Source organism: Variovorax sp. GW822-FHT04E09 (genome assembly GCF_058800845.1).
In genome coordinates this window covers 50,201-72,480 of record NZ_JBXAMR010000003.1, presented here as the reverse complement: position 1 = coordinate 72,480, position 22,280 = coordinate 50,201, and the positions used below count along the sequence as shown (strand labels likewise).

The window sequence follows — 22,280 nt, the reverse complement described above, 5'->3', positions numbered from 1 at the left end:
CCGAGCACCATGCGCAATCCTACCGCCCCGTTCGCCCTCGCCAGCCACCTGCAGCGACAGGAGGCAGCGACCCCGCCCGACACCGCCCCGTGGTCCGAGTTCGGCCGCGCCATGCAGGCCGGCCTGGCGCGCACGCCGCGCCACATCTCGCCCAAGTTCTTCTACGACGTGGCGGGCTCGCAGCTGTTCGACCGCATCTGCGAGCTGCCCGAGTACTACCCCACGCGCACCGAGCTGGGCATCCTTGGCGCCTGCGCCGGCGAGATCGCCGCGCAGATCGGGCCGAACGCCGAGATCGTCGAGTTCGGCGCCGGCTCGCTCACCAAGGTGCGGCTGCTGCTCGATGCGCTCGAATCACCCAAGCGCTATCTGCCGATCGACATCTCGGGCGAGCACCTCGAAGCCGCGGCGGCGCGCCTGAAGGCCGACTACCCGGCGCTCGCGGTGCAGCCCATCGCGGCCGACTACACCATGCCGCTCGTGCTGCCCGCGCCCATGGCCGGAGCGGGCCGGCGCGTGGGGTTCTTTCCGGGCTCGACCATCGGCAACTTCGAGCCCGACGAGGCGCTGGCGTTCCTGCAGCTCGCGGCGCGCATGCTGCGCGGCGGCGGCCTGCTGATCGGCGTCGACCTCGTGAAAGACCCCGACCGGCTGCACGCGGCCTACAACGACGCGCAGGGCGTGACGGCGGCGTTCAACCTCAACCTGCTGCGGCGTGCGAACGCGGAGCTGTCGGCCGATTTCGACCTCGACGGCTTCTCGCACGCGGCCTTCTACAACGCGCCGATGCGCCGCATCGAGATGCACCTCGTGAGCCGGCGCGCGCAGAGCGTGCAGCTGCGCGGCGAGCGCTTCTCGTTCGAGGAAGGCGAGACCCTGCACACCGAGTACTCGCACAAGTTCACCGTCGAAGGCCTGCAGGCCCTGGCGGTGCGCGCGGGCTTCCGCGTCGGGGCGGTGTGGACCGACCCCGAGCGGCTGTTCAGCGTGCACTGGCTGCTGAGCTGAGCCTCAGGACAGGTCCGCGCCGTTCACGAGCCGGACCGGCACGCTGGCCAGGTCCACGCCTTCCAGGCAGCGTGCATTGATGGCCCATCCCGTGAACGGCAGCTTGCCTTCGGCCGTCTCTTGCGCAGTCGGCACGCTGGGAATACGGAACGGCATGATTCCGCAGGTGGGGCAGAAGTAGTCCCGTGCGGTCCGTGTGTGCCATTCATAGACCGTGAGGTCTTCCAGCGGCGTGAGCAGGCGAAGCGCCGATGCAGGCACGCGGTGAATCAGCGCGCCGCGGCGCCGGCACACGGAGCAGTTGCAGCTGCGGACATGGTCGAGGTCCGTGTCGACTTCGAAGCGGCACGCGCCACAGTGGCAGGCGCCTTGGTACGTTGTCACGGGCAGCGCGTTTCTAGCTGTCCAGCCCCGCCAGGCACACGTACTTGATCTCGAGGAAGTCGTCGAGCCCGTACTTCGAGCCTTCGCGCCCCAGCCCCGATTGCTTGACGCCGCCGAACGGCGCCTCGGCCGTCGACACCAGCCCGGTGTTCACGCCCACGATGCCCGATTCGAGTGCCTCGGCCACGCGCATGATGCGGCCGATGTCGCGGCTGTAGAAGTACGCGGCCAAGCCGAACTCGGTGTCGTTGGCCGCGGCGATGGCCTCGGCCTCGGTGTCGAACGCGAAGATCGGCGCCAGCGGGCCGAAGGTTTCCTCGCGCGCGAACAGCATGTCGGGCGTGGCGCCGCCGATCACGGTCGGCTCGTAGAACAGGCCGCCCAGCGCATGGCGCTTGCCGCCCGCGAGCACGGTGCCGCCCTTGGCCACGGCGTCGGCCACGTGCTCCTCGATCTTCTCGACCGCCTTGGCGTCGATCAGCGGGCCCTGGTTGATGCCGGCCTCGGTGCCGTTGCCGACCTTCAGCGCGTTGACCTTGGCCACGAGCTTCTGCGTGAAGGCTTCCAGCACACCGCGCTGCACGTACAAGCGGTTGGCGCACACGCAGGTCTGGCCGGTGTTGCGGTACTTGGAGACCATCGCGCCTTCGACGGCGGCATCCACATCGGCATCGTCGAACACGATGAAGGGCGCGTTGCCGCCGAGTTCGAGCGACAGCTTCTTGATGGTGTCGGCCGACTGCTTCATGAGCGTGCGGCCCACCTCGGTCGAGCCGGTGAAGGTGAGCTTGCGCACGATGGGGCTGCGCGTCATCTCGCCGCCGATCTGGCTGGCCGAGCCCGTGAGCACCGACAGCAGGCCCTTGGGCACGCCCGCGCGTTCGGCGAGCACGGCAAAGGCCAGTGCCGAGAACGGCGTCTGCGTGGCCGGCTTCACGACCATCGCGCAGCCGGCCGCGAGCGCGGGCCCGGCCTTGCGCGTGAGCATGGCGGTGGGGAAGTTCCAGGGCGTGATGGCGGCGGTGACGCCCACGGGCTGCTTCAGCGCCAGGATGCGGCGGTCGGCCTGCGGCGCGGGAATGGTGTCGCCGTACACGCGGCGCGCTTCTTCGGCGAACCACTCGATGAACGAGGCGGCGTAGGCGATCTCGCCGCGGCTCTCGGCCAGGGGCTTGCCCTGCTCGGTGGTCATGATGAGCGCGAGGTCGTCCACGTTCGCCAGCATCAGGTCGTTGAGCTTGCGCAGGATGGCCGAGCGTTCCTTGGCGGGCACCTTGGCCCAGGCCTTCTGCGCCTTCTCGGCAGCGGCGATGGCGCGCACGGTTTCCTCGGTGCCGCACATCGGCACGGTGCCGATCTGCTCGCCGGTGGCGGGGTTGGTGACGGCGACGGTGGTGCCGTTGTCGGCATTCACCCAGGCGCCGGCGATGCAGGCCTGCTCGCGCAGCAGGGTCGGGTCTTGGAGCTTCAATGGCATGGAATGTTGTCTCAGGCTTGCAATGCGGCGGCGAGGATGTCGAGGCCTTCGCCGAGCACCGCGTCTTCGATGGTCAGGGGGAACAGGAAGCGGACCACATTGGCGTGCACGCCGCAAGTCAGCAGCAGCAAACCCGCGTCGCGCGCTCGGGTTTGCACCTGCTTCGTGAACTCGGGGCCGGGCGCGCCGTCGGCACCGGCGAACTCGACCGCCACCATCGCGCCCAGGCCGCGCACGTCCGCGATCTGCGGCACCTTGGCGCGCAGCGCTTCGAGGCGCGCCTTGAGCCGGTCGCCCAGTATCTGCGCGCGCTCGCACAGCCGTTCGTCCTCGATCACGTCGAGCACCGCATGCGCCGCCGCAATGGCCAACGCGTTGGCGGCGTAGGTGCCGCCGAGGCCGCCGGGGGCGGGCGCGTCCATGATCTCGGCGCGACCGCACACGGCCGACAGCGGCGTGCCGCCGGCCAGGCTCTTGGCCATCGTCATGAGGTCGGGCACCACGTCGTGATGGTCCATGGCAAACCACTTGCCGGTGCGCGCGAAGCCGGTCTGGATCTCGTCGGCGATCAGCAGGATGCCGTGGCGGTCGCAGATCTCGCGCAGCGCGCGCATGAAGGCGGGCGGCGCGGCGTAGAAGCCGCCTTCGCCCTGCACCGGCTCCAGGATGATGGCCGCCACCTGCTCGGGCTCGATGTCGGCCTTGAACAGCTTGTCGATGGCGCGCAGCGAATCGTCCACCGACACGCCGTGCAGCGCGATCGGCGCGGGCACGTGGAAGATGCTGCCGGGGAAGGGGCCGAAGCCGGTCTTGTACGGCACCACCTTGCCCGTGAGCGCCATGCCCATGAAGGTGCGGCCATGGAAGCCGCCGCCCAGCGCGATCACGCCGGGCCGGCGCGTGGCGGCGCGCGCGATCTTGATGGCGTTCTCGACCGCCTCGGCGCCGGTCGTGAAGAAGGCGGTCTTCTTGGCGTGCGTGCCGGGCGTGAGGCGGTTCAGGCGCTCGGCCAGCGACACCACGCTTTCGTACGGCACCACCTGGTAGGCCGTGTGGGTGAAGCGATTGAGCTGCGCGCGAATGGCCTCGACCACGCGCGGATGCCGGTGGCCGGTGTTGAGCACCGCGATGCCCGAGCCGAAGTCGATGTAGCGCCGACCTTCGACGTCCCACAGCTCGGCGTTGAGCGCGCGCTCTGCGTAGATCGGAAAGCCGATGCCGACGCCGCGCGGCGTGGCGGCGATGCGGCGCGCGTCGATGGCGGCGTTGGTCTTGGATGTCATGAGATTCCTTCGTTGCTTGTGTTGGGGTGTGAAGCTCAGTGGCTGCCCGGCGCCACCATGCGATGGCGGATCTGGTCGGCGACCACGGCCACGATCAGCAGGGCGCCCAGCACCACCATCTGCAGGTACGAGCCCACGCTGGCCAGGTTCATGCCGTTCTGCACCAGGCCGATGAAGATGGCGCCCATCACCACGTTGGGCACGCGGCCGATGCCGCCGCGCAGGCTCACGCCGGCGATCACGCAGGCCGCAATCGATTCGAGCGCCACGGTGCCGCCGAGGTTGGCCTCGCCGGTTTCCACGCGCGCTGTGAGCAGCAGGCCGCTCACGGCCGCCAGGCCCGCGCACAGCAGGTAGGCCATGAGCAGCACGCGGCGCGTGTCGATGCCCGACAGCGCCGCGGCCTTGGCGTTGCCGCCCACCGCGAGCAGGTGCGTGCCGGTCGGCAGGCGGCCCATGAGCACGCCCATGCCGGCCACGCACACGGCCGTCACGAGGATCGGCACCGGCACGCCGAGCACGGTGCCGAAGCCGAACAGTTCGCTGAACTGCGCCGGCATGCCCGACACCGGCACGCCGCCCGTGAGGAACAGCGCGAAGCCGAAGCCGATCGACTGCACGCCCAGCGTCACGATGAAGGGCGACACGCCGATCACCGCCACGCCGAAGCCGTTGACCAGGCCCACCACCAGCCCGGCGAGCATCCCGCAGGCGCAGCCCACGAGCACCACCATCCAGGCCGCGTCGGGAAAGGCCGCGCCGAGCGCCTGCATGGCGAGCGCCGAGACCACCGAGGTGATCGCCATCACGGTGCCCACCGAGAGGTCGAAGCCGCCGGTGACCAGCGCCAGCATCTGGCCCAGCGACACGAGGATGAGGTAGACCGACTGGCGCAGCAGGTTCACGAGGTTCTGCACCGTGAGGAACTGGTCGGACAGCGTGGCGAACACCACGCAGGCGATCACCAGCATGAAGGGCAGCACGCCCAGGCGCAGGAAGAGGCTGCGCAGCAGGCCGAGGGCGCGCCCGGCCAGGCCGGGCGTGGGAGCCGCCGGGGCGGCGGTGAGGGAAGGCGAAGTCATGAGGAGGGGTTCTCGCTGGGGCCGAAAAACAGGTTGAGCACGGCGGTTTCCTGGATGGCGTCGCCGTGCAGCTCGCCGGCGATCTCGCCGCGGCACATCACGTACACGCGGTGGCTCAGGTGCAGCACCTCGGGCAGGTCGGACGAGATCACGACCACCGCCGCGCCGCCTTCGCAGAGCTTGCGGATCACCTCGTACAGCGCGCTGCGCGTGCCGACGTCGACGCCGACCGTGGGCTCGTCGAACACGTAGAGCGCGGCGTCGCGCGTCATGCCCTTGCCGAACAGCACCTTCTGCTGGTTGCCGCCCGAGAGCAGGCCCACGGGCCGTTCGAGGTTGCGCGGCGCGAGCTCGACGCGCTCGGCGGCGGTCGTGGAAAGCCGGCGCCCGAGGCGCTTGCGCAGCCAGCCGCCGCGCCCGCGCAGCGGCCCGTGCACCAGCGGCAAGGTGATGTTGGCGCGCGAGGTGAAGCCGAGCACCAGCCCTTCGCCCTTGCGGTCGGGTGGCAGGTAGAAGAGGCCGTCGTCGAGCAGCTGGCGCACCGTCGCGCCCGTGCGCGGCTGGCCCTTGAACAGCACGCGGCCTTCGCTCACGGGGTCGAGCCCGTAGATCGCGCGGAACAGCTCCGACTTGCCGCAGCCCACGAGACCCGCGAGCCCGACCACTTCGCCGCGCCGCACCGTGAGGCTGGCATGGCGCACGCCGTTGGGCGAGGCCAGCCCCTCGACCTGCAGCACCACCTCGCCGGGGTGGGCCGTGATGCGCGGGTAGATGTTTTCGATGGCGCGCCCGCTCATCAGCTCGATGAGCCGGTCGGCGCTGGTCGCGTGGGCGTCCACCGTCGTGACCTTGCGGCCGTCGCGCAGCACCGTGATGCGGTCGGCGATCTGCGCGATCTCCTGCATGCGGTGCGAGATGTAGACGATGCCCACGCCGCGCGCCTTCAGCCGCGCCACCAGTTCGAACAGGCGTTGCGTCTCGGTGTCGGTGAGCGAGGCGGTGGGTTCGTCGAGGATCAGCACCGACACCTCGCCGCGCAGGCCCTTGGCGATCTCCACCATCTGCTGCTGCGCGCGCGTGAGGCCCGCCACGGGCGCGTCGACGTCGATCTCGAAGCCCAGGTCGGCCAGCATCGTGCGGGCGCGCTCGCGCACCGCCGCGCGGTCGAGCAGGCCGCCCTGGCACGGCTCCTCGCCCAGGCTCAGGTTCTGCGCCACCGACAGCGTGGGGATCAGCGAGAACTCCTGGAACACCGCGCTGATGCCGTGGCGCCGCGCGTCGTGCACGTTGGCGAACTTCACCGGCGCGCCGTGCATGCGGATCTCGCCCGCCGTCGGCACGTTGGCGCCGGCCAGCAGCGAGATCAGCGTCGACTTGCCGGCGCCGTTCTCGCCGAACAGCACATGCACCTCGCCGGCGCGCAGCTCGAAGTCCATCGCATCGAGCGCGAGCACGCCGGGGTAGCGTTTGCCCAGGCCGAGGGTCTGCAGCAGCACGGGAGCCATGGCCGGCTTACTTGACCTCGAACACCGGCTTGAAGCCGGTCGGCGGCAGGATGTCGGCCTGCTTCACGGTCTTGATGTTGCCGGCGTCGACCACGAAGATCTTCGGGCCGACGTGCTTCACCACGTCCTTGTTTTCCAGCAGGCGCACAGCCTGGTCGACCGCGATGCGGCCCTGGATCACCATCGAGTCGGCGGGCGCGGCCACGATGCGGCCTTTCTGGATGCCTTCGTACACGCCCGGCGTCATGTAGAACGAGAGCACCTGCACCTTCTTGTCGAGGTTGCGTGCGCGCAGGATGCCGGTGGCGGCCTCGGCGGTCACTGCCGTGCCGGCGACGTAGGCGAGGTCGGGGTTGCCCTGCAGCACGTCTTCGACCAGCTTGGCCTGCGCTTCCTTGCCGGTGTCGCCGTACTTCGGGTCGAGCACCGTCACGGCGCTGCCCTTGATCGCTTCCATGAAGCCCTTGTGCGCGGCCTCGACCCAGCCCGCGCCGGCCGGGCCCGGGAACCAGCCGACCTTCACCGGCGGCGAACCCGCGGGGTGCTTCTTCGCGAGGTACTCGCCGGTCGACTGGCCCATCGTGTAGAACGACACCAGCGACTTGGCCGACAGGTCGGGCGAGCTGATGCCGTTCACCAGGTCGATCACCGGCACCTTCTTCGCGGCCGTGGCCTTGATGACGTTGTTGAGGCCATCGCCCGAGATCGCGCCGATGACCACGGCGTTGGCGCCGCGCGCCACGCAGTCCTCGATCTGCGAGACCTGCTTGCTCAGGTTGGTGTAACCGCCCGCGTCGACCACCTGCAGCTTCACGCCCAGGCGGCGCGCCTCCTCGATCACGCCGTAGTCCACGCCGAGCCAGTAGGCGTCCTTCATGTGCGGGAACGACACGCAGATGTCCCACTTCTTCGACGCCTTGGCCAGCGGCGTGTAGTCGATGGGTTTCTTCGTGCCCTCGGCCGAGAAGGCGGGCTCGGTGGCCTCGGCCTTGTAGGGAAACCAGTCGGCGGCCGAGGCCGGGGCGTGCCACGCCAGGGCGGCGGCGAGCGAAGCGGCGATCAATGAAACGCGCAGGGGCGAGCTGTTCATGAAGAACTCCTTGGGTGACAGCGGTGAAGAAAAAGGGGAGGACGGGCGCGCGTCAGGCCGCGAGCGCGGCCCGCAGGCCGTCGAACCGTCGTCGGCGTTCGGCGCGGGCTTCGAGCGCCTGCGCCATGTCGACCTCGACGAAGCGCGCCTTGTGGTTGGGCTGCATCTGGGCGATGAGGTCCATGTCGGCGCTGATGACCGTGCCGACCATCGCGTAGCCGCCGCCCGACACCGCATCGCGGTGCAGGATGATCGGCTCGCGCCCGCCCGGCACCTGGATGGAGCCGTAGGGGTAGCCCGCATCGACGATGTTCGACGGGTCGTCGCCCGCGCCGAAGGGCGGCGTGCGGTCCTGGAACTTCAGCGGCGTGCCGTGCTTGTAGCGGTAGCCGATGCGGTCGGCCTCGGAGCCGACGGTCCAGGTGTCGGCGAAGAAGCTGTGCACCGACACCTCCTGCAGGCGGTGGAAGTAGATGCCCGGCAGCACGCGCAGGGCCACTTCCTTCTCGAGCACCGGCAGCAGCGCCGCATCGACCGTGCGGCCTGCGCGGGCGCTGGCCGAGGGCGTGCCCACGGGGAGCTTGTCGCCGGCCAGCAGCTTGCGGCCGTTGAAGCCGCCGAACGCGCCCAGGCCGTAGGTCGAGCGGCTGCCCAGCACCACGGGCACGTCGATGCCGCCGGCCACGGCGATGCACATGCGCGCGCCGAGCTTCATGAAATCGAAGCTCAGCTTGTCGCCGGCCTGCACCGTGAACGAGGTGTTGCGCGGCGCTTCGTTGCCGTTGAGCTTGATCTTCGCGTCGGCGCCGGTCACGGCCACCAGCGCGGGCGCGTCGAACTGCAGCTCGGGCCCGAGCAGCGTGCTTTCGATGACGGCCGCGCCTTCGTCGTTGCCCACCAGCAGGTTCGCGAGCACCAGGCTTTGCTGGTCGAGCGCGCCCGACAGCGGAATGCCCAGGTGGTAGTAGCCGGGGCGGCCGGCGTCCTGCACGCTGGTCGCGAGGCCGGGCTTGAGCACGTCAATCGCCATGGAGCACCTTCAGCAGTTGTTGGTTGTAGCCGTCGGGGTCGGCCAGGAACTCGTTGAGGGAGAACGACACCGGCGCGATGCGCAGCGCGTAGGTGCCGGCCTCGACCTGCGCGACCTGGCGGTCGTACTCGGCGCGGTCGATGGGCTTCCACTTGACGATGTCGCCGGGCTGGAAGAACACCATCAGGTCCTTGAGGTACGACAGCCGCTGGGCCGGGTCGAAGATCGGCGCGGGCGTGACGCCGAACATCTGGTAGCCGCCGGCGCCGCGCACCGAGTAGATGCAGCTGAAGCAGCCGCCGTGACCCAGCGTGAGCTTGGGCGTGTCGGTGCGCGGGCTCAGGTACTTGGGCACCTGGATCTGGCGCTGGCGCTCGACCATCTGGAACAGGAAGGGCAGGCCGGCCACGAAGCCGACCATCGACACGAACCACGGCGCCGACGAGTGCGCCTCGATGAAGGCCTCGACCGAGGCGTGGCCGTTGATGCGCGCGGCGTATTCGATGTCGGTGCTCGACGGGTCCTGGTGGCGCTCGCGAAAACGCATCAGCGTCTCGTGCGTCCACGGGTCGTTGTAGAGCACCGGGATCTCGACGATGCGCGTCTGCATCTGCAGATCGGCGTCGCCCAGGCCCGCTTCGATGTCCTTCAGCGTGGCCAGCAGCGCGTCGGGCGCGATCGCATCGGGGTCGAAGCGCACGAGATACGCGGCGTTGGCCGGGCAGATCTCGGTCACGCCGGGCAGCGCGCGGCGGCGCAGCTCGTTGCAGATGGCCATGCCCTTGAAGAAGGCGGGCAGCGACATCTCTTCGCTGATCTCGACGAACAGGTGCTCGTCGCCGCCGAAGCTGTAGCGGGCTTGCGGGGGGAGGGTGCTTGCAGCGGTCATGCGGCCACCTTCAACATGGGAGGCGCATCGGCGAGTGGATTCGCCGCGAGCCAGGTTTCGAGAAAACCGGTGTGGAACTCGGCCTTGGCGACATCCGCGTCCTCGCACAGCGCGCGGTGCAGCGGGATCGTCGTGTGGATGCCTTCCACCTGCAACTCGTCGAGCGCGCGCCGCATGCGGGCCAGGGCACTGGCGCGGTCGGTGTCGTGCACGATGAGCTTGCCGAGCAGCGAGTCGTAGTAGGCCGGCACGGTGTAGCCGGGAAACAGGAAGGTGTCGAAGCGCACGCCCGGGCCGCCCGGCACCACGAGCTGCGACACGAGGCCGGGGCTCGGCATGAAGTTCTTCGCCGCGTTCTCGGCGTTGATGCGCACCTCGATGGCCGCGCCGGTCAGGCGGATGTCGTCCTGCTGCAGGCGCAGCGGCTGGCCGAGCGCGATGCGCAGCATCTCCTTCACGAGGTCGACACCGGTGACCATCTCGGTGATCGGGTGCTCGACCTGGATGCGCGTGTTCATCTCGATGAAGAAGAACTCGCGCGTGTCGTCGTCGTACAGGTACTCGAGCGTGCCCGCGCCACGGTAGGCCACGGCGCGCGCGAGTCGCAGTGCCGATTCGCACAGCGCAGCGCGCGTGGCCTCGCTGATGGCGGCCGAGGGCGCTTCTTCCCACACCTTCTGGCGCCGGCGCTGCAGCGAGCATTCGCGCTCGAAACAGTGCACCACGCGCTGGCCGTCGCCAAGAATCTGCACCTCGATGTGGCGCGCCTGGCGGATGAAGCGTTCGAGGTACACCTCGCCGTTGCCGAAGGCCGCCTGCGCTTCGGCGGTGGCCGTGGCGAACTGCTGGCGCAGCTCGGCCTCGTCGTGCGCCACGCGGATGCCGCGCCCGCCGCCGCCGGCCGAGGCCTTGATCATGATCGGGTAGCCGATGTCCTTCGCCACTTCGACGGCGGTGTCGGGGTCGGTCACCACGCCCGCGCTGCCGGGCACGGTGGGCACGCCGGCGCGCAGGGCGGCGGCGCGCGCCGCGGCCTTGTCGCCCATGGTGCGGATCGCATGCGGCGTCGGGCCCACGAACACCAGGCCCGCGGCCTCGACGCGCTCGGCGAACGCGGCGTTCTCCGAAAGAAAGCCGTAGCCCGGATGCACCGCGCCGGCGCCGCTGTCGGCGGCGGCCTGCAGGATCGCGTCGATGCTCAGGTAGCTCTTGGTGGCGTGCGCCGGGCCGATGCGCACGGCCTTGTCAGCCATGCGCACGGCGAGGCTCTGCGCGTCGGCGTCGCTGTAGACGGCGACGGTCTTCAGCCCCAGCTCCTTGGCGGCGCGGATGATGCGCACCGCGATCTCGCCCCGGTTGGCGACCAGCAGTGTGTCGAATGCGGCGGTCATGGGCAGCTGCCTCAGGCCGTTTCGATGACGGCCAGCAGCTGGCCCGGATCGACCGGCTCGCCGTTCTCGACGGCGAAGCGGGCCAGGCGCCCCGCCGCGTCGGCCGTGACTTCGCTGAACTGCTTCATCACCTCGACCAGGCCGAGCACGTCGCCCACGGCCACGGTGTCGCCTTCGGCCTTGAACGGCGGCGCGTCGGGCGCCGAGCGGCGGTAGAAGGTGCCCGGCAGCGGGCTCAGGACTTCATGGGTAGCGGGCATCGGGGCACTCCTGGAACAGGTTCGGGTAACGAGGAAAAAACTCAGGCGGGCTTGGCCAGGCCTGCAACTTCGATGCCGTTGTCGGCAAGGGCGCGCCGCGTGGCCTGCACCAGCGCGAGCGCGCCGGGCGTGTCGCTGTGGATGCAGACCGAGTCGAAACCGATCGCCACGTCCTGGCCGTCGACCGTGCGCACCACACCCTCGGTGCAGGCGCGCAGCACCTTCGCGGCCAGGGCCTCGGGGTCGAGCGCGCCGACGCGACGCGTGAAGACGATGGAGCCGCTCAGGTCGTAGTCGCGGTCGGCATAGAACTCGCGCACCACCGGCTGACCCAGTTCGCGCGCCACCTGGAAGGTGACGGACGATTCCATGCAGAACAGGCGCAGCGTGGGTTCGATCTGCTGCAGCGCGGTGACGAGGGCGCGCGACAGCGCCTCGTCGCGCGCCGCATGCATGTACAGCGCGCCGTGCGGCTTGATGTGCTGCAGCGTCATGCCGGCCAGGCGTGCGAACTCGCGCAGCGCGCCGAGCTGGTAGACCATGTCGTTCACCAGCTCGTCGGCCGGCGCGGTGATGTGGCGGCGCCCGAAGCCCACGAGGTCGCGAAAGCCCGGGTGCGCGCCGATGCCCACGCCGTGTTCGCGGGCCAGCAGCACCATCCTGCGCATGATGTTCGGGTCGCCGGCATGGAAGCCGGTCGCGATGTTGGCCGAGCTGATCAGCGGCATGAGCTGCTCGTCCACGCCGTCGCCGATGGTCCAGGGGCCGAAGCCTTCGCCCATGTCGGAATTCAGATCGATCCGCGTTGTCTTCGTCACGTCGTCCCGCCTTTGTGTGGTGCGCATCGCCAAGGGGGCGATGCAGGTTGGCGCGAAGGTTAGCCAGCAGTCGAAAGGCCGAAAAGCATTGTTTTCAGGCGGTCCGATATCTGAAAAACAGATGCTGCAAGCGGCCGGATTGGGCGCTACGCTGGAGGGAAGCGATCGCGCGGTATCGGGTTTTCGCCCGAGGCAGGCAGCGCGTATCCGTAAATACCCTAGGAAGACGGCGCCATGTCCCTGACCCTTCGCCAGCTCAAGTACTTCTCGGCGGTGGCCGAGGTGGGGCGCATCTCGCACGCGGCGCTGCAGCTGAACATCTCGCAGTCGGCCGTCACCACCGCCATCCGCGAGCTCGAGGAGCTGATGGGGCAGCAGCTCTTCGAGCGGCACCCGCATGGCGTGGAACTCACCAAGGCCGGGCGCCGCTTCCTGAGCCACGCCTACGCGGTGCTGTCCGCGGCCGACGAGGCGGTGCGCATGCCGCACGAGGGCGAGAACGTCGAGGGCTCGCTCACCATCGCGGCCAGCTACACGGTGCTGGGCTACTTCCTGCCGCACCACCTGCAGCGCTTCGAGCAGCTGCATCCGCAGGTGACGGTGAAGGTGCACGAGGTGGCGCGCGAAGCCATCGAAGAGGGCCTGATCACGCAGCGCTACGACATCGGCGTGGTGCTCACCTCGAACGTGGTGCTGCGCGAGCTGTCGCTCGAAACTTTCTTCGGCTCGCAGCGCCGGCTGTGGGTGCCGGCCAAGCACCCGCTGCTGGACAAGGCCGAGGTGACGCTGGCCGACGTGGCGGCCGAGCCCTACATCATGCTCACGGTGGACGAGGCCGCGGCCACCGCGCTCAAGTACTGGAGCAAGACGCCGCACCAGCCGCAGATCCGGCTGCGCACGAGTTCGGTGGAGGCGGTGCGCAGCACGGTGGCCAACGGCCTGGGCGTGACGGTGCTATCGGACATGGTCTACCGCCCGTGGTCGCTGGAAGGCAAGCGCATCGAGACCATCAACCTGCGCGATGCGGTGCCGACCATGAACATCGGCCTGGGGTGGAAACAGGGCGTCGAGTTTTCGCCGGCGATGACCGCGTTCCGCAATTATTTCCGGCAGCTGTTTCTCGAGCCGGCCTCGGGGCGCACGGGGCGTGGCCGCGCCTGACGCCGCAGGGGAAACCCTGCCGGCATCGGGCCGGGATGACCCGGCGCAAGGAAAGCACGTCGCGCCAGCGTCACAATAGCCGCTGTCCCGAGCGCGCAATGCGGCATCGGCACCTTGCACCTCCCCGGAGATCGATCCCATGAAAGCAACCTGGAACGGCGTCACCATCGCCGAAAGCGACGACACCGTGCTCGTCGAAGGCAACCACTACTTCCCGATGAGTTCGCTCAACCGCGACGTGGTCACCTTCAGCAACCACAAGACCACCTGCCCGTGGAAGGGCTCGGCGAACTACTACTCGCTGCTGGTCAACGGCGAGCTGCACGCCGACGCCGCCTGGTACTACCCCGACCCGAAGCCCGAAGCCGAGGAAATCCGTGACCGCGTCGCGTTCTGGAAGGACGTGAAGGTCAGCGCCCAGTGAGCACCGCCGCCTTCGCTCCCCCGTTCACGCCGCCGGCCGAACTGGCCGGTGCGCTGCGCGAGCACGGCTATGCGGTGCTCAGCCCGCAGGGCGTGTGCGACTGGCTCGGCGTGCCGCTGGCGCAGCTCGAAGCGCTGCACGCCGACTGGAACGACCTGCCGCCCGACGAGTACCTGAAGGACGGCGGACGCTACCGCACGCGCCGCCACGCCTGCTTCACGGTCGAGGCCGACGCCACGCTGGCGCAGGTGCCGCACCGCGCGCACTGGCAGCCGGTCGAATACAACGCGCTGCACGGCGGCATGCAGCGCTGGTTCGCGCCGATGCTCGACGCCACGGTGGCGCAGCCCGTGTGGCAGCGGCTGATGCAGCAGCTGGGCCAGGTCAGCAGCGACATGCGCGGCGCACCGCAGCGCTGGTTCGTGGAAGCGCACCAGTTCCGCATCGACACCGCCGGCGGCATCGGCCGCCCCACGCCCGAAGGCGCGCACCGCGACGGTGTCGACCTAGTGGCGGTGGTGCTGATCGGGCGCCAGGGCATCAAGGGCGGCGAGACGCGCGTGTTCGAGGCCAACGGCCGGCGCGGCGAGCGCTTCACCATGACCGAGCCGTGGACGCTGCTGCTGCTGGACGACGCGCGCGTGATCCACGAATCGACGCCGATCCAGCCGCTGGAAGAGGGTGGCGATGGGTGGCGCGACACGCTCGTCGTCACCTGCCGGTCTGAGGGTTTCCAGGGGGATTGAGACGCCTGCGGGCTTCGCTGGTCGGAGTCCTACAGGGCGGGTTCTGCATAGCGGTTAAATTCGGGGCCCGACCCGGTGCGAACCGGGTCCGTCAGTCTGTCTGTCTGCGAACGCTAAGCGAGGTCCCGCCATGTTCAATCACATCCTGGTCCCCATCGACGGCTCCGAAACTTCCATGCTCGCGGTCAGCAAGGCCAGCGGTCTCGCCCTGGCCTTCGGCAGCCGCATCACGCTGATCCACGTGATCGACAACTACCCCTTCATCGGCGTGGGCGCGGACTACGCGCTCGGCCAGAACGAATACCTCGCGGCGGCCACCGCCAGCGCCAACGCGGCGCTCGCACGCGGCGTGGCCGCCCTGGCGGCCGAAGGCCTGCACAGCGACCAGCGCGTGATCGACGGCCACGTGGTGCACGAAGGCATCGTGGACACCGCCATCGCCATCGCGGCCGACCTGATCGTGATGGGCTCGCACGGGCGCAGCGGCATCGAGAAGCTGCTGCTGGGCAGCGTGACGCAGCGCGTGCTGCAGGACGCCACCATGCCGGTGCTCGTCGTCAAGGGCCGCTGAGCACGAAGCCCGCCGCACGTTCGAAGTGCAACGGCTCCCGCGTCGCGGGATGCACGAACCCCAACTCCCTGGCATGCAGCAGCAGGCGCGGCGCGCGTGCCTGCAGTGCCGCATCGCCGTACAGCGCATCGCCCAAAATCGGGTGCCCGATCGACAGCAGGTGAACGCGCAGCTGGTGTGAACGGCCGGTGAGCGGCTCCAGCAGCACGTGCGTGGCCGCCGGGCCGCTGGGCGGCGACACGCTGGCCAGCGCGCGCCAGCGCGTGAGGCTGGGCTTGCCGGCCGGGTCGATCTTCTGCAGCGGCCGGCGCGGCCAGTCGGCCATCAGCGGGGCGTCGATGAGCGACCAGTCATCGCGCTGCGGCATCACGCCGTCGACCACGGCTTCGTAGCGCTTGTGCACCTCGCGGTCGGCGAAGGCCGCGCTCAGGGTGCGCTGCATCTCCAGGCCGCGCGCCATCACCACGAGGCCGCTGGTGCCCATGTCGAGCCGGTGCACGATGAGCGCGTCGGGCCACTGGCGCTGGGCGCGTGCGCTCAGGCAGTCCTGCTTGTCCTCGCCGCGCCCGGGCACGCACAGCAGGCCGGCGGGCTTGTCGAGCACCAGCAGGTGGGCGTCTTCGTGAACGGGGAGCAGGTCGGGCGGCGAAACGGTCATGGGGACAGCGAGTGTAGAGAGGCTCAGAAAGCCGGAAGTAGGCTGGGCTATCCTCGACCGATATGCCCGGCGCCGCTTCTTCTCCCTTGTCTCCCACGTTCACCGACCTGAGGCGCGAGCGCCCCTTCATGCAGCTGTGGGTGGCACGCCTGTTCGGCACCGCCGCCTCGCAGATGATGCTCGTGGCCATCGGCTGGCACATGTACGAGCTGACGGGCAGCGCATGGGACCTGGGCCTGGTCGGGCTGTACCAGTTCGTGCCCGCGCTGCTGCTCGCGCTGTTGGCCGGCCACGTGGTGGACCGGCACCACCGCGCCCGCATCGTGGCGGTGTGCTTCGCGGTGCAGGGCACCGTGGCACTGGCGCTGCTGTTCGCGGTGCTGCACAAGAACGACACGCGCGGGCTGCTGCTCGGGCTGTCGCTGGTGCTGGGCGCGGTGCGCGCCTTCCAGATGCCGGCGCAGCAGGCGCTCACGCCGCTCCTGGTGCCGCCGCTGCTGCTGTCGCGTGCGATGGCGTTCAGCTCGGCCGGCATGCAGGGCGCGATCATCGGCGGCCCCGCGCTCGGCGGGCTGCTGTTCGTGGCGGGCATGGCGGTGGTGTACGGCGCGAGCGTGCTGTGCTTCGCGGTGGCCTGCGTGCTGGTGCTGCGGCTGCGCTACGACCATGCGCCGGCCGCGCGCGAGCCGGTCACGCTGGCCACGGTGTTCGCGGGCGTCAATTTCATCTGGCAGCGCAAGCCGGTGCTGGGCGCCGTGTCGCTCGACCTGTTCGCGGTGCTGCTGGGCGGCGCGGTGGCGCTGCTGCCGATCTATGCCAAGGACATCCTGCACACCGGTCCCTGGGGCCTGGGCCTGCTGCGCAGCGCACCGGCGGTGGGCGCGCTGGTGATGTCGATCGCGCTCACGCGCCGGCCGGTCGAGCGCAACGTGGGGCGCACGCTGCTGCTGGCCGTGGGGGCGTTCGGGCTTTGCATGGTGGTGTTCGGGCTGTCGAAGAGCTTTCTCGTCTCGCTCGTCGCGCTCGCGGTGTCGGGCGGGGCCGACATGGTCAACGTCGTGATCCGCCAGACGCTGGTGCAGCTGGAAACGCCCGACGCCATGCGCGGGCGGGTGAGCGCGGTCAACTCGATCTTCATCGGCGCGAGCAACCAGCTCGGCGAGTTCGAATCGGGCGCCACCGCGGCGCTGCTGGGGCCGGTCGGCTCGGTGGTGCTCGGCGGCGTGGGAACGATGCTGGTGGCGCTGACGTGGTTCCGCCTGTTCCCGTCGCTGGCGCAGCGCGACCGGCTGGTGGTGGCGGCACCGGCTTCGGCGCGGTCCTGATCGTCAGTCGAAGAGGGCGCGCGCCTGCGGCACGTCGAGCGTGAGGTCGCTCTGCGCCTCGGCCACGCAGGGAAGAATCCAGCCGTCGATCTTTTCGTCGAAGCTCAGGCCCGGCCATTCGATGAGGTGGCGGCTCTCGCCCGACAGGCGCTGGCAGATGCAGGTGCGGCAGGTGCCGTTGCGGCACGAACTGGGCAGCTCGATGCCGGCCGCCTCCGCCGCGTGCAGCAGCGTGACGCCCGCCTCGGCCTCGAATTCGAGGCCCGACGGTTCGAGACGGACCTTCATCGCGCGGGAGGTTCTTGCTGCTGTTGCTGCTGTTCGCGGCGTTGCTCGCGCAGCATGAAGAGGTACAGGCTCTCGACCTTGTCGCGCGCCCAGGGCGTCTTGCGCAGGAACTTGAGGCTGGAACCCACGCTGGGCTCGCTGATGAAGCAGCGGATCGGCACCAGGTGCCCCAGCTGCTCCCAGCCGTAATAGTCGGCCAGCGCAGTCACGATGGCCTCCAGCGTGAGGCCATGCAACGGGTTGCGCGGCTGCGCCGGCTTGGGGGCGGGCGCGGGGACGTCGGTCACTCGGTCACTTGTTCTTGAGCTTGCCGCGCGGAATCACCGCCGTGGTGACGGTGCGCACGGGCTCGATGCCGCCGGTGGGGGCCTTCGGCGGCGAGGTGTCCTTCTTCGGTTTCTTCGCTTCCTTGTTGGTGCGTTGCTGACCCTTGGCCATGTGCTTTCTCCAGTTGATACGTGCGGATGCCGGAGGAGTTTAGCGGTGCGGCGACAATAGCCGGTTCCACACGTTTTTCCGCTTTCATGTCCGATTACGAAGTTCGCCCCGCCACGATGCGCGACGCCAAGGCCGTCGCCGAAGTCCATGCCCTCTCTGCCAAGGCCGCCTACGAAGGCATCCTGTCCGAAGACGACCTGCGCGTGCTGGCTCCCGCCTCGCGCGAGGCCAAGTGGCGCGAGGCCATCGAATTCAGCGAACCCCAGGTCCATGTGGTGACGCACGGCAGCGAGATCGTCGGTTTCGTGGGCTTCGACCGCTCGCGCGACCCCAAGACGCCGCCCACCACGGGCGAGATCTGGGCCATCTACGTCAAGCCCGAGCACTGGGGCAAGGGCGCCGGCGTGGCCCTGTGGGACGCCGCCCGCGAAGGCCTGGCCGAAGAAGGCTGCACCACGGTCACCATCTGGGTGCCGCTGCGCAACGACCGCGCCATGCGCTTCCATGAACTCGCCGGCTTCAAGCGCGAGATGAAGACGGCCAAGACCACGGCGCTGGGCACCGTGCGCGTCGAAGAAATCCGCCTGAAGCGGGCGGTGGACTGATCCACCCCCGGATGCCGCGTACGGTCTTCACCGGCGCGGCCATCGGCTGCGGATAAGCTCGCCGCTTCTTCCACAGCCTGACTTTCGCCCATGGCCACCAGCCTGCTTCTGCTGCTCGACGACATCGCCACCGTGCTCGATGACGTCTCCGTCCTCACCAAAGTTGCTGCCAAGAAGACCGCCGGGGTGCTCGGCGACGACCTCGCGCTGAACGCGCAGCAGGTCACCGGCGTGCGCACCGAGCGCGAGCTGCCGGTGGTGTGGGCCGTGTGCAAGGGCTCCCTCGTCAACAAGGCCATTCTGGTGCCGGCCGCACTGGCCATCGGCACCTGGCTGCCCTGGCTGGTGACGCCGCTGCTCATGGTGGGCGGCGCGTTCCTGTGCTTCGAGGGCGCCGAGAAGCTGGTCCACAAGTTCCTGCACAAAAAGGAGCACGAGGCCGACACCGCGCGCCACCAGAAGGCCGTGGCCGACACCACGGTCGACGTGGTCGCGGTCGAGAAGGACAAGATCAAGGGCGCGGTGCGCACCGACTTCATCCTCTCCGCCGAAATCATCGCCATCACGCTGGGCACCGTGCAGGGCCAGCCGTTCACGACGCAGCTCAGCGTGCTGGTCGGCATCGCGCTGATCATGACGGTGGGCGTGTACGGCCTCGTGGCCGGCATCGTGAAGCTGGACGACGCGGGCCTGTACCTGAGCCAGCGCAGCAGCGCGGCGGCGCGCGCCCTGGGCCGCGGCATCCTGGCGGCGGCGCCGTGGCTCATGAAGGGCCTGTCGGTGGCCGGCACGGCCGCCATGTTCCTCGTGGGCGGCGGTATCCTGGTGCACGGCGTGCCGGCGTTCGGCCATGCGGTCGAAGACTGGGCCAAGGCCACGGGCGGCGTGTTCGGCACGCTGGGCTCGATGGGCGTCAATGCCGTCGTCGGCATTGTGGCCGGTGCCGTCGTGCTGGCCGTGGTGGAACTCGTCGGCAAGCTGCGCGGCAAGAAGGCGGCGGCGCACTGAGCGCCTGTTGACCTTGCGGCCGGGCCTCAGCGGTCCGGCTTGCCGCGCTGGAACAGGCCGACGCCGACCAGCGCCACCCCCAGCGCGAGCGCGAACCAGCCGACGAGGTACGCACCGGCCACCATCTCGAACCAGCGCGTGCCCTGCAGAAAGCGCGGCCCCAGCAGCACGGCGACGCCGATCAGGAGGCAGAGGATGCCGCGCTCGATGGTGCGCAGCTGTCGTTGGGGGCGTCGGGCCATGGGGGGTCTTTGCAAGGGAAAACGGAAGCGGCCATTGTCCCGCGCCGCGCGGGCAGGCCGGTGGCCACCGCAAAACGTCGCGTGCGCGCATCGCTCGGTGCGCAAAAATGCTTCCAAACGTTGCAGAATCGCAGGCCATGCCATACCGCCACCTGCCCACCGGTTCCGCCTTCTTCCTTCCGTTGCGACGCGCCTGCGTGGGCGCCTCGCTGGCCGTGATGGCCGCCACGGCCTTCGCGCAGCCGCAGCCCGACCCCGCCGGTTTTCCGATGGACTCGGTCGGCTACCTCAACGAGGAGCTGCCGCGCATGGAAGCGGCCATTGCCGCGAAGGACCGCAGCTTCTTCCTCGGCGCGATGACGCGCATGGTGCAGTTCTCCGAGCGCTGGGGCTTCAAGGCCAAGGCCAACCCCGAGCTGGCCGCCTACCCGATGTGCACGGCGGCCGTCATGGACTACGCGGTGGTCGGCATGTGCAGGCTGAACCCCGCCGACGACGCCTGCGAGCCGGGCCTGGCGCCGCGTTTCGATGCGAACGTGAAGCGCTGCCGCGAGCTGGCCGCGCAAAAATAGGCCTCCGGCCTTTCGTCCTTCCTCTCACCGAACGAAGTCCCCGCGCCATGGCCGTGCGTGCGGGGCGGAGACACACGCATGGACTACACCCGCTACCAGACCCTCGCCCTCACGCGCCGCGGCGCGAACGGCGCCGTGCTCGACATCCAGATGCGCGCTGCCAACGGCAAGCTGCCCACGGCAGGCCATGACGGCCATCGCGAGCTGGCCGAGATCTGGCGCGACGTGGCGGCCGACGACACGGTGCGCTGCGCCGTGCTGCGCGGCGAGGGCATGGGCTTCTCGGGCGGCGGCGACCTGGGCATGGTGCAGGACATGACCACCGACGACTCCGTGCGCCAGCGCGTGTGGAAGGAAGCGCGCGACCTGGTCTACAACATCATCAACTGCGACAAGCCCATCGTGAGCGCCATGCACGGCCCCGCCGTGGGCGCGGGGCTGGTGGCGGGGCTGCTGGCCGACATTTCCATTGCAAGCAAGAACGCGAAGATCGTCGATGGTCACACCCGCCTGGGCGTGGCGGCGGGCGACCATGCGGCCATCGTGTGGCCGCTGTTGTGCGGCATGGCCAAGGCCAAGTACCACCTGCTGCTGTGCGAGCCGGTGAGCGGCGAGGAGGCCGAGCGCATCGGCCTGGTGTCGCTGGCGGTGGACGAGGCCGACCTGCTGCCGCGCGCCTACGAGATCGCCGACCGCCTCGCGGCCGGCAGCCAGAGCGCGATCCGCTTCACCAAGTACGCGCTGAACAACTGGCTGCGCCAGGCGGGGCCGACCTTCGACGCCTCGCTGGCGCTGGAGTTCATGGGCTTCGCGGGCGCCGACGTGCGCGAAGGCGTGGCCTCGCTGCGCGAGAAGCGCGCGCCGAACTTCGGCTGAGCCGAAGTCCGCCGGATCAGGCCTTGCTCAGCCCCTGCAAGGTCTGCAGGAGCACGACGCGGGTCTGCCCCAGCACCATGCCCTTCCACTCGTCGTTGTCGCAGTAGAACGCGTCACGCAGGCGGCGGCGGATCTCGCGCTTCTGCGCTTCGGGCGCTTCGGGGTGGCGGCGCAGCCAGGTGTCGGCGCGCAGGCGGTCGAGCACTTCCAGGTCGGGCAGCGTGCCGAACTCCAGGCCCATGGGCGCGACGCGCGCGTTCGGGCATTCGTCGTAGGCGGTCGAGATCACCGGGCCCGACACGTCGGCCGAGGCCGAGTCGCCCGCGAAGGGCGCGAACACGTCGGCGCCCCACCAGGCGTGGGCCAGCGCGAGGTCTTCGGGCGTGTTGCGGCCCGGGTAGATCTTTTCGCCGTGGCCGTAGGGGCCCAGGCCCGTGTGCACGTCGATCCAGCCCAGGTGCGTGGCCGAGGCCGCGTAGCCGCGCAGGATGGCGCGGATGGTGCGGTTGCTCCACGACGGCGCGGTGCCGCCGTAGAAGAGGCCGTCGGGCGAGGTGTACTGCCCGCGCGTGACGGCCGCGCGGAAGGCGGTCATGCCGTGCGTGGCGATGTAGGCGGCCACCGCCGCGTCGTCGGCCGGCGTCGGCGGCCAGCTGGCGGGCAGCACCAGCGGCTCCACGTCGGCGTACTCGGCATTCACCGGCAGCGGCGCACTGAAGTCGATGTGGTTGCGGTTCAGGTCGATGTTGTCTTCGTTGGTGCGGTGCAGGTGCGAGAAACCGTGCGGGTTCACCGCGTGCACCAGCAGCAGCGCGACGCCCGCGCGTTCGAGGCGCGCGAGCAGGTCGGCGTCGTTCAGCGTGGCCACCTGCGCGCCCGAGCCGCAGAAGCCCTCGGGGCCGTGCGTGCCCGAGGTGACGAGCAGCACCTTCTTCGCGTCGGCCGCGCCGATCAGCGCGACATCGGTGGCGAGTTCTTCGCCGAGCGCGCCGCGGTGCGTGGGGTGCACGAACGACTCGACGGTTGCGCCGCGCGCCGCGGCGGCCTCGAGGAACTTGGCGCGGGCTTCGACGTACGTGCCCGAGAAATGGCGGGTGGCGGCGGTGGCAGGCTGGGACATGGCGGGAAGATTCCTGTGCATGAAGGCGG

The 22,280-nt window shown here is 69.7% G+C and carries 27 protein-coding genes; 10 read left to right on the top strand and 17 right to left on the bottom strand.

Features of this window, described 5'->3' with window-relative positions:
• Positions 1-9 precede the first annotated feature (9 nt).
• The gene (gene egtD / locus AC1RL8_RS12460) at positions 10-1,008 is read left to right on the top strand and encodes an L-histidine N(alpha)-methyltransferase (RefSeq protein ID WP_139705681.1); all 999 of its coding nucleotides are present in this window, start codon (positions 10-12) and stop codon (positions 1,006-1,008) included.
• A 3-nt stretch (positions 1,009-1,011) separates the two neighbouring features.
• Here egtD and AC1RL8_RS12455 read toward each other — a convergent pair whose 3' ends face one another.
• The 11 genes from AC1RL8_RS12455 to AC1RL8_RS12405 are packed head-to-tail and all read right to left on the bottom strand — an operon-like array spanning position 1,012 to position 12,217.
• On the bottom strand, positions 1,012-1,392 hold the full coding sequence (locus AC1RL8_RS12455) for a GFA family protein (protein ID WP_492684422.1): 381 nt from the start codon (positions 1,390-1,392) through the stop codon (positions 1,012-1,014).
• Between the two features lie 13 nt (positions 1,393-1,405).
• Positions 1,406-2,869, bottom strand: coding sequence for an NAD-dependent succinate-semialdehyde dehydrogenase (locus AC1RL8_RS12450; RefSeq protein WP_492684421.1), 1,464 nt, complete (start codon positions 2,867-2,869; stop codon positions 1,406-1,408).
• A gap of 11 nt (positions 2,870-2,880) precedes the next feature.
• On the bottom strand, positions 2,881-4,152 hold the full coding sequence (gabT, locus tag AC1RL8_RS12445; protein WP_492684420.1) for a 4-aminobutyrate--2-oxoglutarate transaminase: 1,272 nt from the start codon (positions 4,150-4,152) through the stop codon (positions 2,881-2,883).
• Between the two features lie 35 nt (positions 4,153-4,187).
• Positions 4,188-5,234: an ABC transporter permease gene (locus AC1RL8_RS12440; RefSeq protein ID WP_070062533.1), complete on the bottom strand. Its 1,047-nt coding sequence runs from the start codon at positions 5,232-5,234 to the stop codon at positions 4,188-4,190.
• Positions 5,231-6,739 (bottom strand): sugar ABC transporter ATP-binding protein, encoded by a 1,509-nt coding sequence (locus AC1RL8_RS12435; protein ID WP_492684419.1) that lies wholly within the window; start codon positions 6,737-6,739, stop codon positions 5,231-5,233. Before AC1RL8_RS12435 ends, AC1RL8_RS12440 begins: the two co-directional genes overlap by 4 nt.
• Positions 6,740-6,746: 7 nt before the next feature.
• Positions 6,747-7,829 carry a TMAO reductase system periplasmic protein TorT gene (gene torT, locus AC1RL8_RS12430; RefSeq protein WP_095948962.1) on the bottom strand — a complete coding sequence of 361 codons (1,083 nt, stop codon included), beginning with the start codon at positions 7,827-7,829 and terminating at the stop codon, positions 6,747-6,749.
• 52 nt (positions 7,830-7,881) lie between these two features.
• A complete protein-coding gene (locus tag AC1RL8_RS12425) occupies positions 7,882-8,859 on the bottom strand; it encodes a 5-oxoprolinase subunit C family protein (RefSeq protein ID WP_492684418.1) in 978 nt (325 codons plus the stop codon).
• The gene (locus AC1RL8_RS12420) at positions 8,849-9,748 is read right to left on the bottom strand and encodes a 5-oxoprolinase subunit B family protein (protein ID WP_492684417.1); all 900 of its coding nucleotides are present in this window, start codon (positions 9,746-9,748) and stop codon (positions 8,849-8,851) included. Before AC1RL8_RS12420 ends, AC1RL8_RS12425 begins: the two co-directional genes overlap by 11 nt.
• The gene (locus tag AC1RL8_RS12415) at positions 9,745-11,139 is read right to left on the bottom strand and encodes an acetyl-CoA carboxylase biotin carboxylase subunit (protein ID WP_492684416.1); all 1,395 of its coding nucleotides are present in this window, start codon (positions 11,137-11,139) and stop codon (positions 9,745-9,747) included. Before AC1RL8_RS12415 ends, AC1RL8_RS12420 begins: the two co-directional genes overlap by 4 nt.
• An 11-nt stretch (positions 11,140-11,150) precedes the next feature.
• Positions 11,151-11,399, bottom strand: a complete 249-nt coding sequence (locus AC1RL8_RS12410; protein WP_095746198.1) for an acetyl-CoA carboxylase — start codon at positions 11,397-11,399, stop codon at positions 11,151-11,153.
• Positions 11,400-11,440: 41 nt separating this feature from the next.
• Positions 11,441-12,217: a 5-oxoprolinase subunit PxpA gene (locus AC1RL8_RS12405; RefSeq protein WP_492684415.1), complete on the bottom strand. Its 777-nt coding sequence runs from the start codon at positions 12,215-12,217 to the stop codon at positions 11,441-11,443.
• A gap of 234 nt (positions 12,218-12,451) precedes the next feature.
• Here AC1RL8_RS12405 and AC1RL8_RS12400 point away from each other — a divergent pair, with 234 nt between their 5' ends.
• The 4 genes from AC1RL8_RS12400 (at position 12,452) to AC1RL8_RS12385 (ending at position 15,119) form a co-directional block, all read left to right on the top strand.
• Positions 12,452-13,378: a LysR family transcriptional regulator gene (locus AC1RL8_RS12400; protein ID WP_062477611.1), complete on the top strand. Its 927-nt coding sequence runs from the start codon at positions 12,452-12,454 to the stop codon at positions 13,376-13,378.
• A gap of 139 nt (positions 13,379-13,517) precedes the next feature.
• Positions 13,518-13,802: a DUF427 domain-containing protein gene (locus AC1RL8_RS12395; protein WP_056579293.1), complete on the top strand. Its 285-nt coding sequence runs from the start codon at positions 13,518-13,520 to the stop codon at positions 13,800-13,802.
• Positions 13,799-14,548 carry a 2OG-Fe dioxygenase family protein gene (locus tag AC1RL8_RS12390; RefSeq protein WP_070062542.1) on the top strand — a complete coding sequence of 250 codons (750 nt, stop codon included), beginning with the start codon at positions 13,799-13,801 and terminating at the stop codon, positions 14,546-14,548. The genes AC1RL8_RS12395 and AC1RL8_RS12390 overlap by 4 nt, the downstream gene beginning before the upstream one ends.
• A 130-nt stretch (positions 14,549-14,678) precedes the next feature.
• Positions 14,679-15,119: a universal stress protein gene (locus tag AC1RL8_RS12385; protein ID WP_056579296.1), complete on the top strand. Its 441-nt coding sequence runs from the start codon at positions 14,679-14,681 to the stop codon at positions 15,117-15,119.
• Here the strand turns inward: AC1RL8_RS12385 and AC1RL8_RS12380 are convergent.
• Positions 15,106-15,777: an RluA family pseudouridine synthase gene (locus tag AC1RL8_RS12380; protein WP_159275964.1), complete on the bottom strand. Its 672-nt coding sequence runs from the start codon at positions 15,775-15,777 to the stop codon at positions 15,106-15,108. The two genes, AC1RL8_RS12385 and AC1RL8_RS12380, sit on opposite strands and share 14 nt — an antisense overlap.
• 128 nt (positions 15,778-15,905) lie before the next feature.
• Here AC1RL8_RS12380 and AC1RL8_RS12375 point away from each other — a divergent pair, with 128 nt between their 5' ends.
• Entirely contained in the window at positions 15,906-17,102 is a 1,197-nt protein-coding gene (locus AC1RL8_RS12375; protein WP_492684868.1) for an MFS transporter, read from the top strand.
• Positions 17,103-17,105: 3 nt separating this feature from the next.
• Here the strand turns inward: AC1RL8_RS12375 and AC1RL8_RS12370 are convergent, their stop codons facing one another.
• The 3 genes from AC1RL8_RS12370 to AC1RL8_RS12360 are packed head-to-tail and all read right to left on the bottom strand — an operon-like array spanning position 17,106 to position 17,828.
• Positions 17,106-17,390, bottom strand: coding sequence for a 2Fe-2S iron-sulfur cluster-binding protein (locus tag AC1RL8_RS12370; protein ID WP_369646309.1), 285 nt, complete (start codon positions 17,388-17,390; stop codon positions 17,106-17,108).
• The gene (locus AC1RL8_RS12365) at positions 17,387-17,677 is read right to left on the bottom strand and encodes a VF530 family protein (RefSeq protein WP_062477599.1); all 291 of its coding nucleotides are present in this window, start codon (positions 17,675-17,677) and stop codon (positions 17,387-17,389) included. The genes AC1RL8_RS12370 and AC1RL8_RS12365 overlap by 4 nt, the downstream gene beginning before the upstream one ends.
• 4 nt (positions 17,678-17,681) lie before the next feature.
• Complete coding sequence (locus tag AC1RL8_RS12360) at positions 17,682-17,828, bottom strand: hypothetical protein (RefSeq protein ID WP_167395057.1); 147 nt, start codon at positions 17,826-17,828, stop codon at positions 17,682-17,684.
• A gap of 86 nt (positions 17,829-17,914) precedes the next feature.
• On the opposite strand from AC1RL8_RS12360, the gene AC1RL8_RS12355 reads away from it, so the two are divergent.
• Both AC1RL8_RS12355 and AC1RL8_RS12350 read left to right on the top strand, forming a co-directional pair.
• Positions 17,915-18,433 (top strand): GNAT family N-acetyltransferase, encoded by a 519-nt coding sequence (locus tag AC1RL8_RS12355; protein ID WP_062477596.1) that lies wholly within the window; start codon positions 17,915-17,917, stop codon positions 18,431-18,433.
• A 90-nt stretch (positions 18,434-18,523) separates the two neighbouring features.
• Entirely contained in the window at positions 18,524-19,441 is a 918-nt protein-coding gene (locus tag AC1RL8_RS12350; RefSeq protein ID WP_095746193.1) for a DUF808 domain-containing protein, read from the top strand.
• 26 nt (positions 19,442-19,467) lie between these two features.
• Here the strand turns inward: AC1RL8_RS12350 and AC1RL8_RS12345 are convergent, their stop codons facing one another.
• Entirely contained in the window at positions 19,468-19,683 is a 216-nt protein-coding gene (locus tag AC1RL8_RS12345; protein WP_062477590.1) for a hypothetical protein, read from the bottom strand.
• 137 nt (positions 19,684-19,820) lie between these two features.
• Here AC1RL8_RS12345 and AC1RL8_RS12340 point away from each other — a divergent pair, with 137 nt between their 5' ends.
• Complete coding sequence (locus AC1RL8_RS12340; protein WP_235926431.1) at positions 19,821-20,255, top strand: hypothetical protein; 435 nt, start codon at positions 19,821-19,823, stop codon at positions 20,253-20,255.
• A gap of 78 nt (positions 20,256-20,333) precedes the next feature.
• Positions 20,334-21,131, top strand: coding sequence for an enoyl-CoA hydratase/isomerase family protein (locus AC1RL8_RS12335; protein WP_492684414.1), 798 nt, complete (start codon positions 20,334-20,336; stop codon positions 21,129-21,131).
• 16 nt (positions 21,132-21,147) lie between these two features.
• Here the strand turns inward: AC1RL8_RS12335 and AC1RL8_RS12330 are convergent, their stop codons facing one another.
• Complete coding sequence (locus AC1RL8_RS12330) at positions 21,148-22,251, bottom strand: M14 family metallopeptidase (RefSeq protein WP_492684413.1); 1,104 nt, start codon at positions 22,249-22,251, stop codon at positions 21,148-21,150.
• Between the last annotated feature and the right edge of the window lie 29 nt (positions 22,252-22,280).

What these genes read in the sequence shown, in the direction of transcription:
- AC1RL8_RS12345 (WP_062477590.1), bottom strand. Translation starts at nt 19,683, where the DNA reads ATGGCCCGACGCCCCCAACGACAGCTGCGCACCATCGAGCGCGGCATC.
- AC1RL8_RS12395 (WP_056579293.1), top strand. Translation starts at nt 13,518, where the DNA reads ATGAAAGCAACCTGGAACGGCGTCACCATCGCCGAAAGCGACGACACC.
- AC1RL8_RS12380 (WP_159275964.1), bottom strand. Translation starts at nt 15,777, where the DNA reads ATGACCGTTTCGCCGCCCGACCTGCTCCCCGTTCACGAAGACGCCCAC.
- AC1RL8_RS12375 (WP_492684868.1), top strand. Translation starts at nt 15,906, where the DNA reads ATGCAGCTGTGGGTGGCACGCCTGTTCGGCACCGCCGCCTCGCAGATG.
- AC1RL8_RS12400 (WP_062477611.1), top strand. Translation starts at nt 12,452, where the DNA reads ATGTCCCTGACCCTTCGCCAGCTCAAGTACTTCTCGGCGGTGGCCGAG.
- AC1RL8_RS12385 (WP_056579296.1), top strand. Translation starts at nt 14,679, where the DNA reads ATGTTCAATCACATCCTGGTCCCCATCGACGGCTCCGAAACTTCCATG.
- AC1RL8_RS12415 (WP_492684416.1), bottom strand. Translation starts at nt 11,139, where the DNA reads ATGACCGCCGCATTCGACACACTGCTGGTCGCCAACCGGGGCGAGATC.
- AC1RL8_RS12350 (WP_095746193.1), top strand. Translation starts at nt 18,524, where the DNA reads ATGGCCACCAGCCTGCTTCTGCTGCTCGACGACATCGCCACCGTGCTC.
- egtD (WP_139705681.1), top strand. Translation starts at nt 10, where the DNA reads ATGCGCAATCCTACCGCCCCGTTCGCCCTCGCCAGCCACCTGCAGCGA.
- gabT (WP_492684420.1), bottom strand. Translation starts at nt 4,152, where the DNA reads ATGACATCCAAGACCAACGCCGCCATCGACGCGCGCCGCATCGCCGCC.
- AC1RL8_RS12330 (WP_492684413.1), bottom strand. Translation starts at nt 22,251, where the DNA reads ATGTCCCAGCCTGCCACCGCCGCCACCCGCCATTTCTCGGGCACGTAC.
- AC1RL8_RS12340 (WP_235926431.1), top strand. Translation starts at nt 19,821, where the DNA reads ATGCCATACCGCCACCTGCCCACCGGTTCCGCCTTCTTCCTTCCGTTG.
- AC1RL8_RS12440 (WP_070062533.1), bottom strand. Translation starts at nt 5,234, where the DNA reads ATGACTTCGCCTTCCCTCACCGCCGCCCCGGCGGCTCCCACGCCCGGC.
- AC1RL8_RS12410 (WP_095746198.1), bottom strand. Translation starts at nt 11,399, where the DNA reads ATGCCCGCTACCCATGAAGTCCTGAGCCCGCTGCCGGGCACCTTCTAC.
- AC1RL8_RS12420 (WP_492684417.1), bottom strand. Translation starts at nt 9,748, where the DNA reads ATGACCGCTGCAAGCACCCTCCCCCCGCAAGCCCGCTACAGCTTCGGC.
- AC1RL8_RS12450 (WP_492684421.1), bottom strand. Translation starts at nt 2,869, where the DNA reads ATGCCATTGAAGCTCCAAGACCCGACCCTGCTGCGCGAGCAGGCCTGC.
- AC1RL8_RS12425 (WP_492684418.1), bottom strand. Translation starts at nt 8,859, where the DNA reads ATGGCGATTGACGTGCTCAAGCCCGGCCTCGCGACCAGCGTGCAGGAC.
- AC1RL8_RS12435 (WP_492684419.1), bottom strand. Translation starts at nt 6,739, where the DNA reads ATGGCTCCCGTGCTGCTGCAGACCCTCGGCCTGGGCAAACGCTACCCC.
- torT (WP_095948962.1), bottom strand. Translation starts at nt 7,829, where the DNA reads ATGAACAGCTCGCCCCTGCGCGTTTCATTGATCGCCGCTTCGCTCGCC.
- AC1RL8_RS12355 (WP_062477596.1), top strand. Translation starts at nt 17,915, where the DNA reads ATGTCCGATTACGAAGTTCGCCCCGCCACGATGCGCGACGCCAAGGCC.
- AC1RL8_RS12335 (WP_492684414.1), top strand. Translation starts at nt 20,334, where the DNA reads ATGGACTACACCCGCTACCAGACCCTCGCCCTCACGCGCCGCGGCGCG.
- AC1RL8_RS12370 (WP_369646309.1), bottom strand. Translation starts at nt 17,390, where the DNA reads ATGAAGGTCCGTCTCGAACCGTCGGGCCTCGAATTCGAGGCCGAGGCG.
- AC1RL8_RS12360 (WP_167395057.1), bottom strand. Translation starts at nt 17,828, where the DNA reads ATGGCCAAGGGTCAGCAACGCACCAACAAGGAAGCGAAGAAACCGAAG.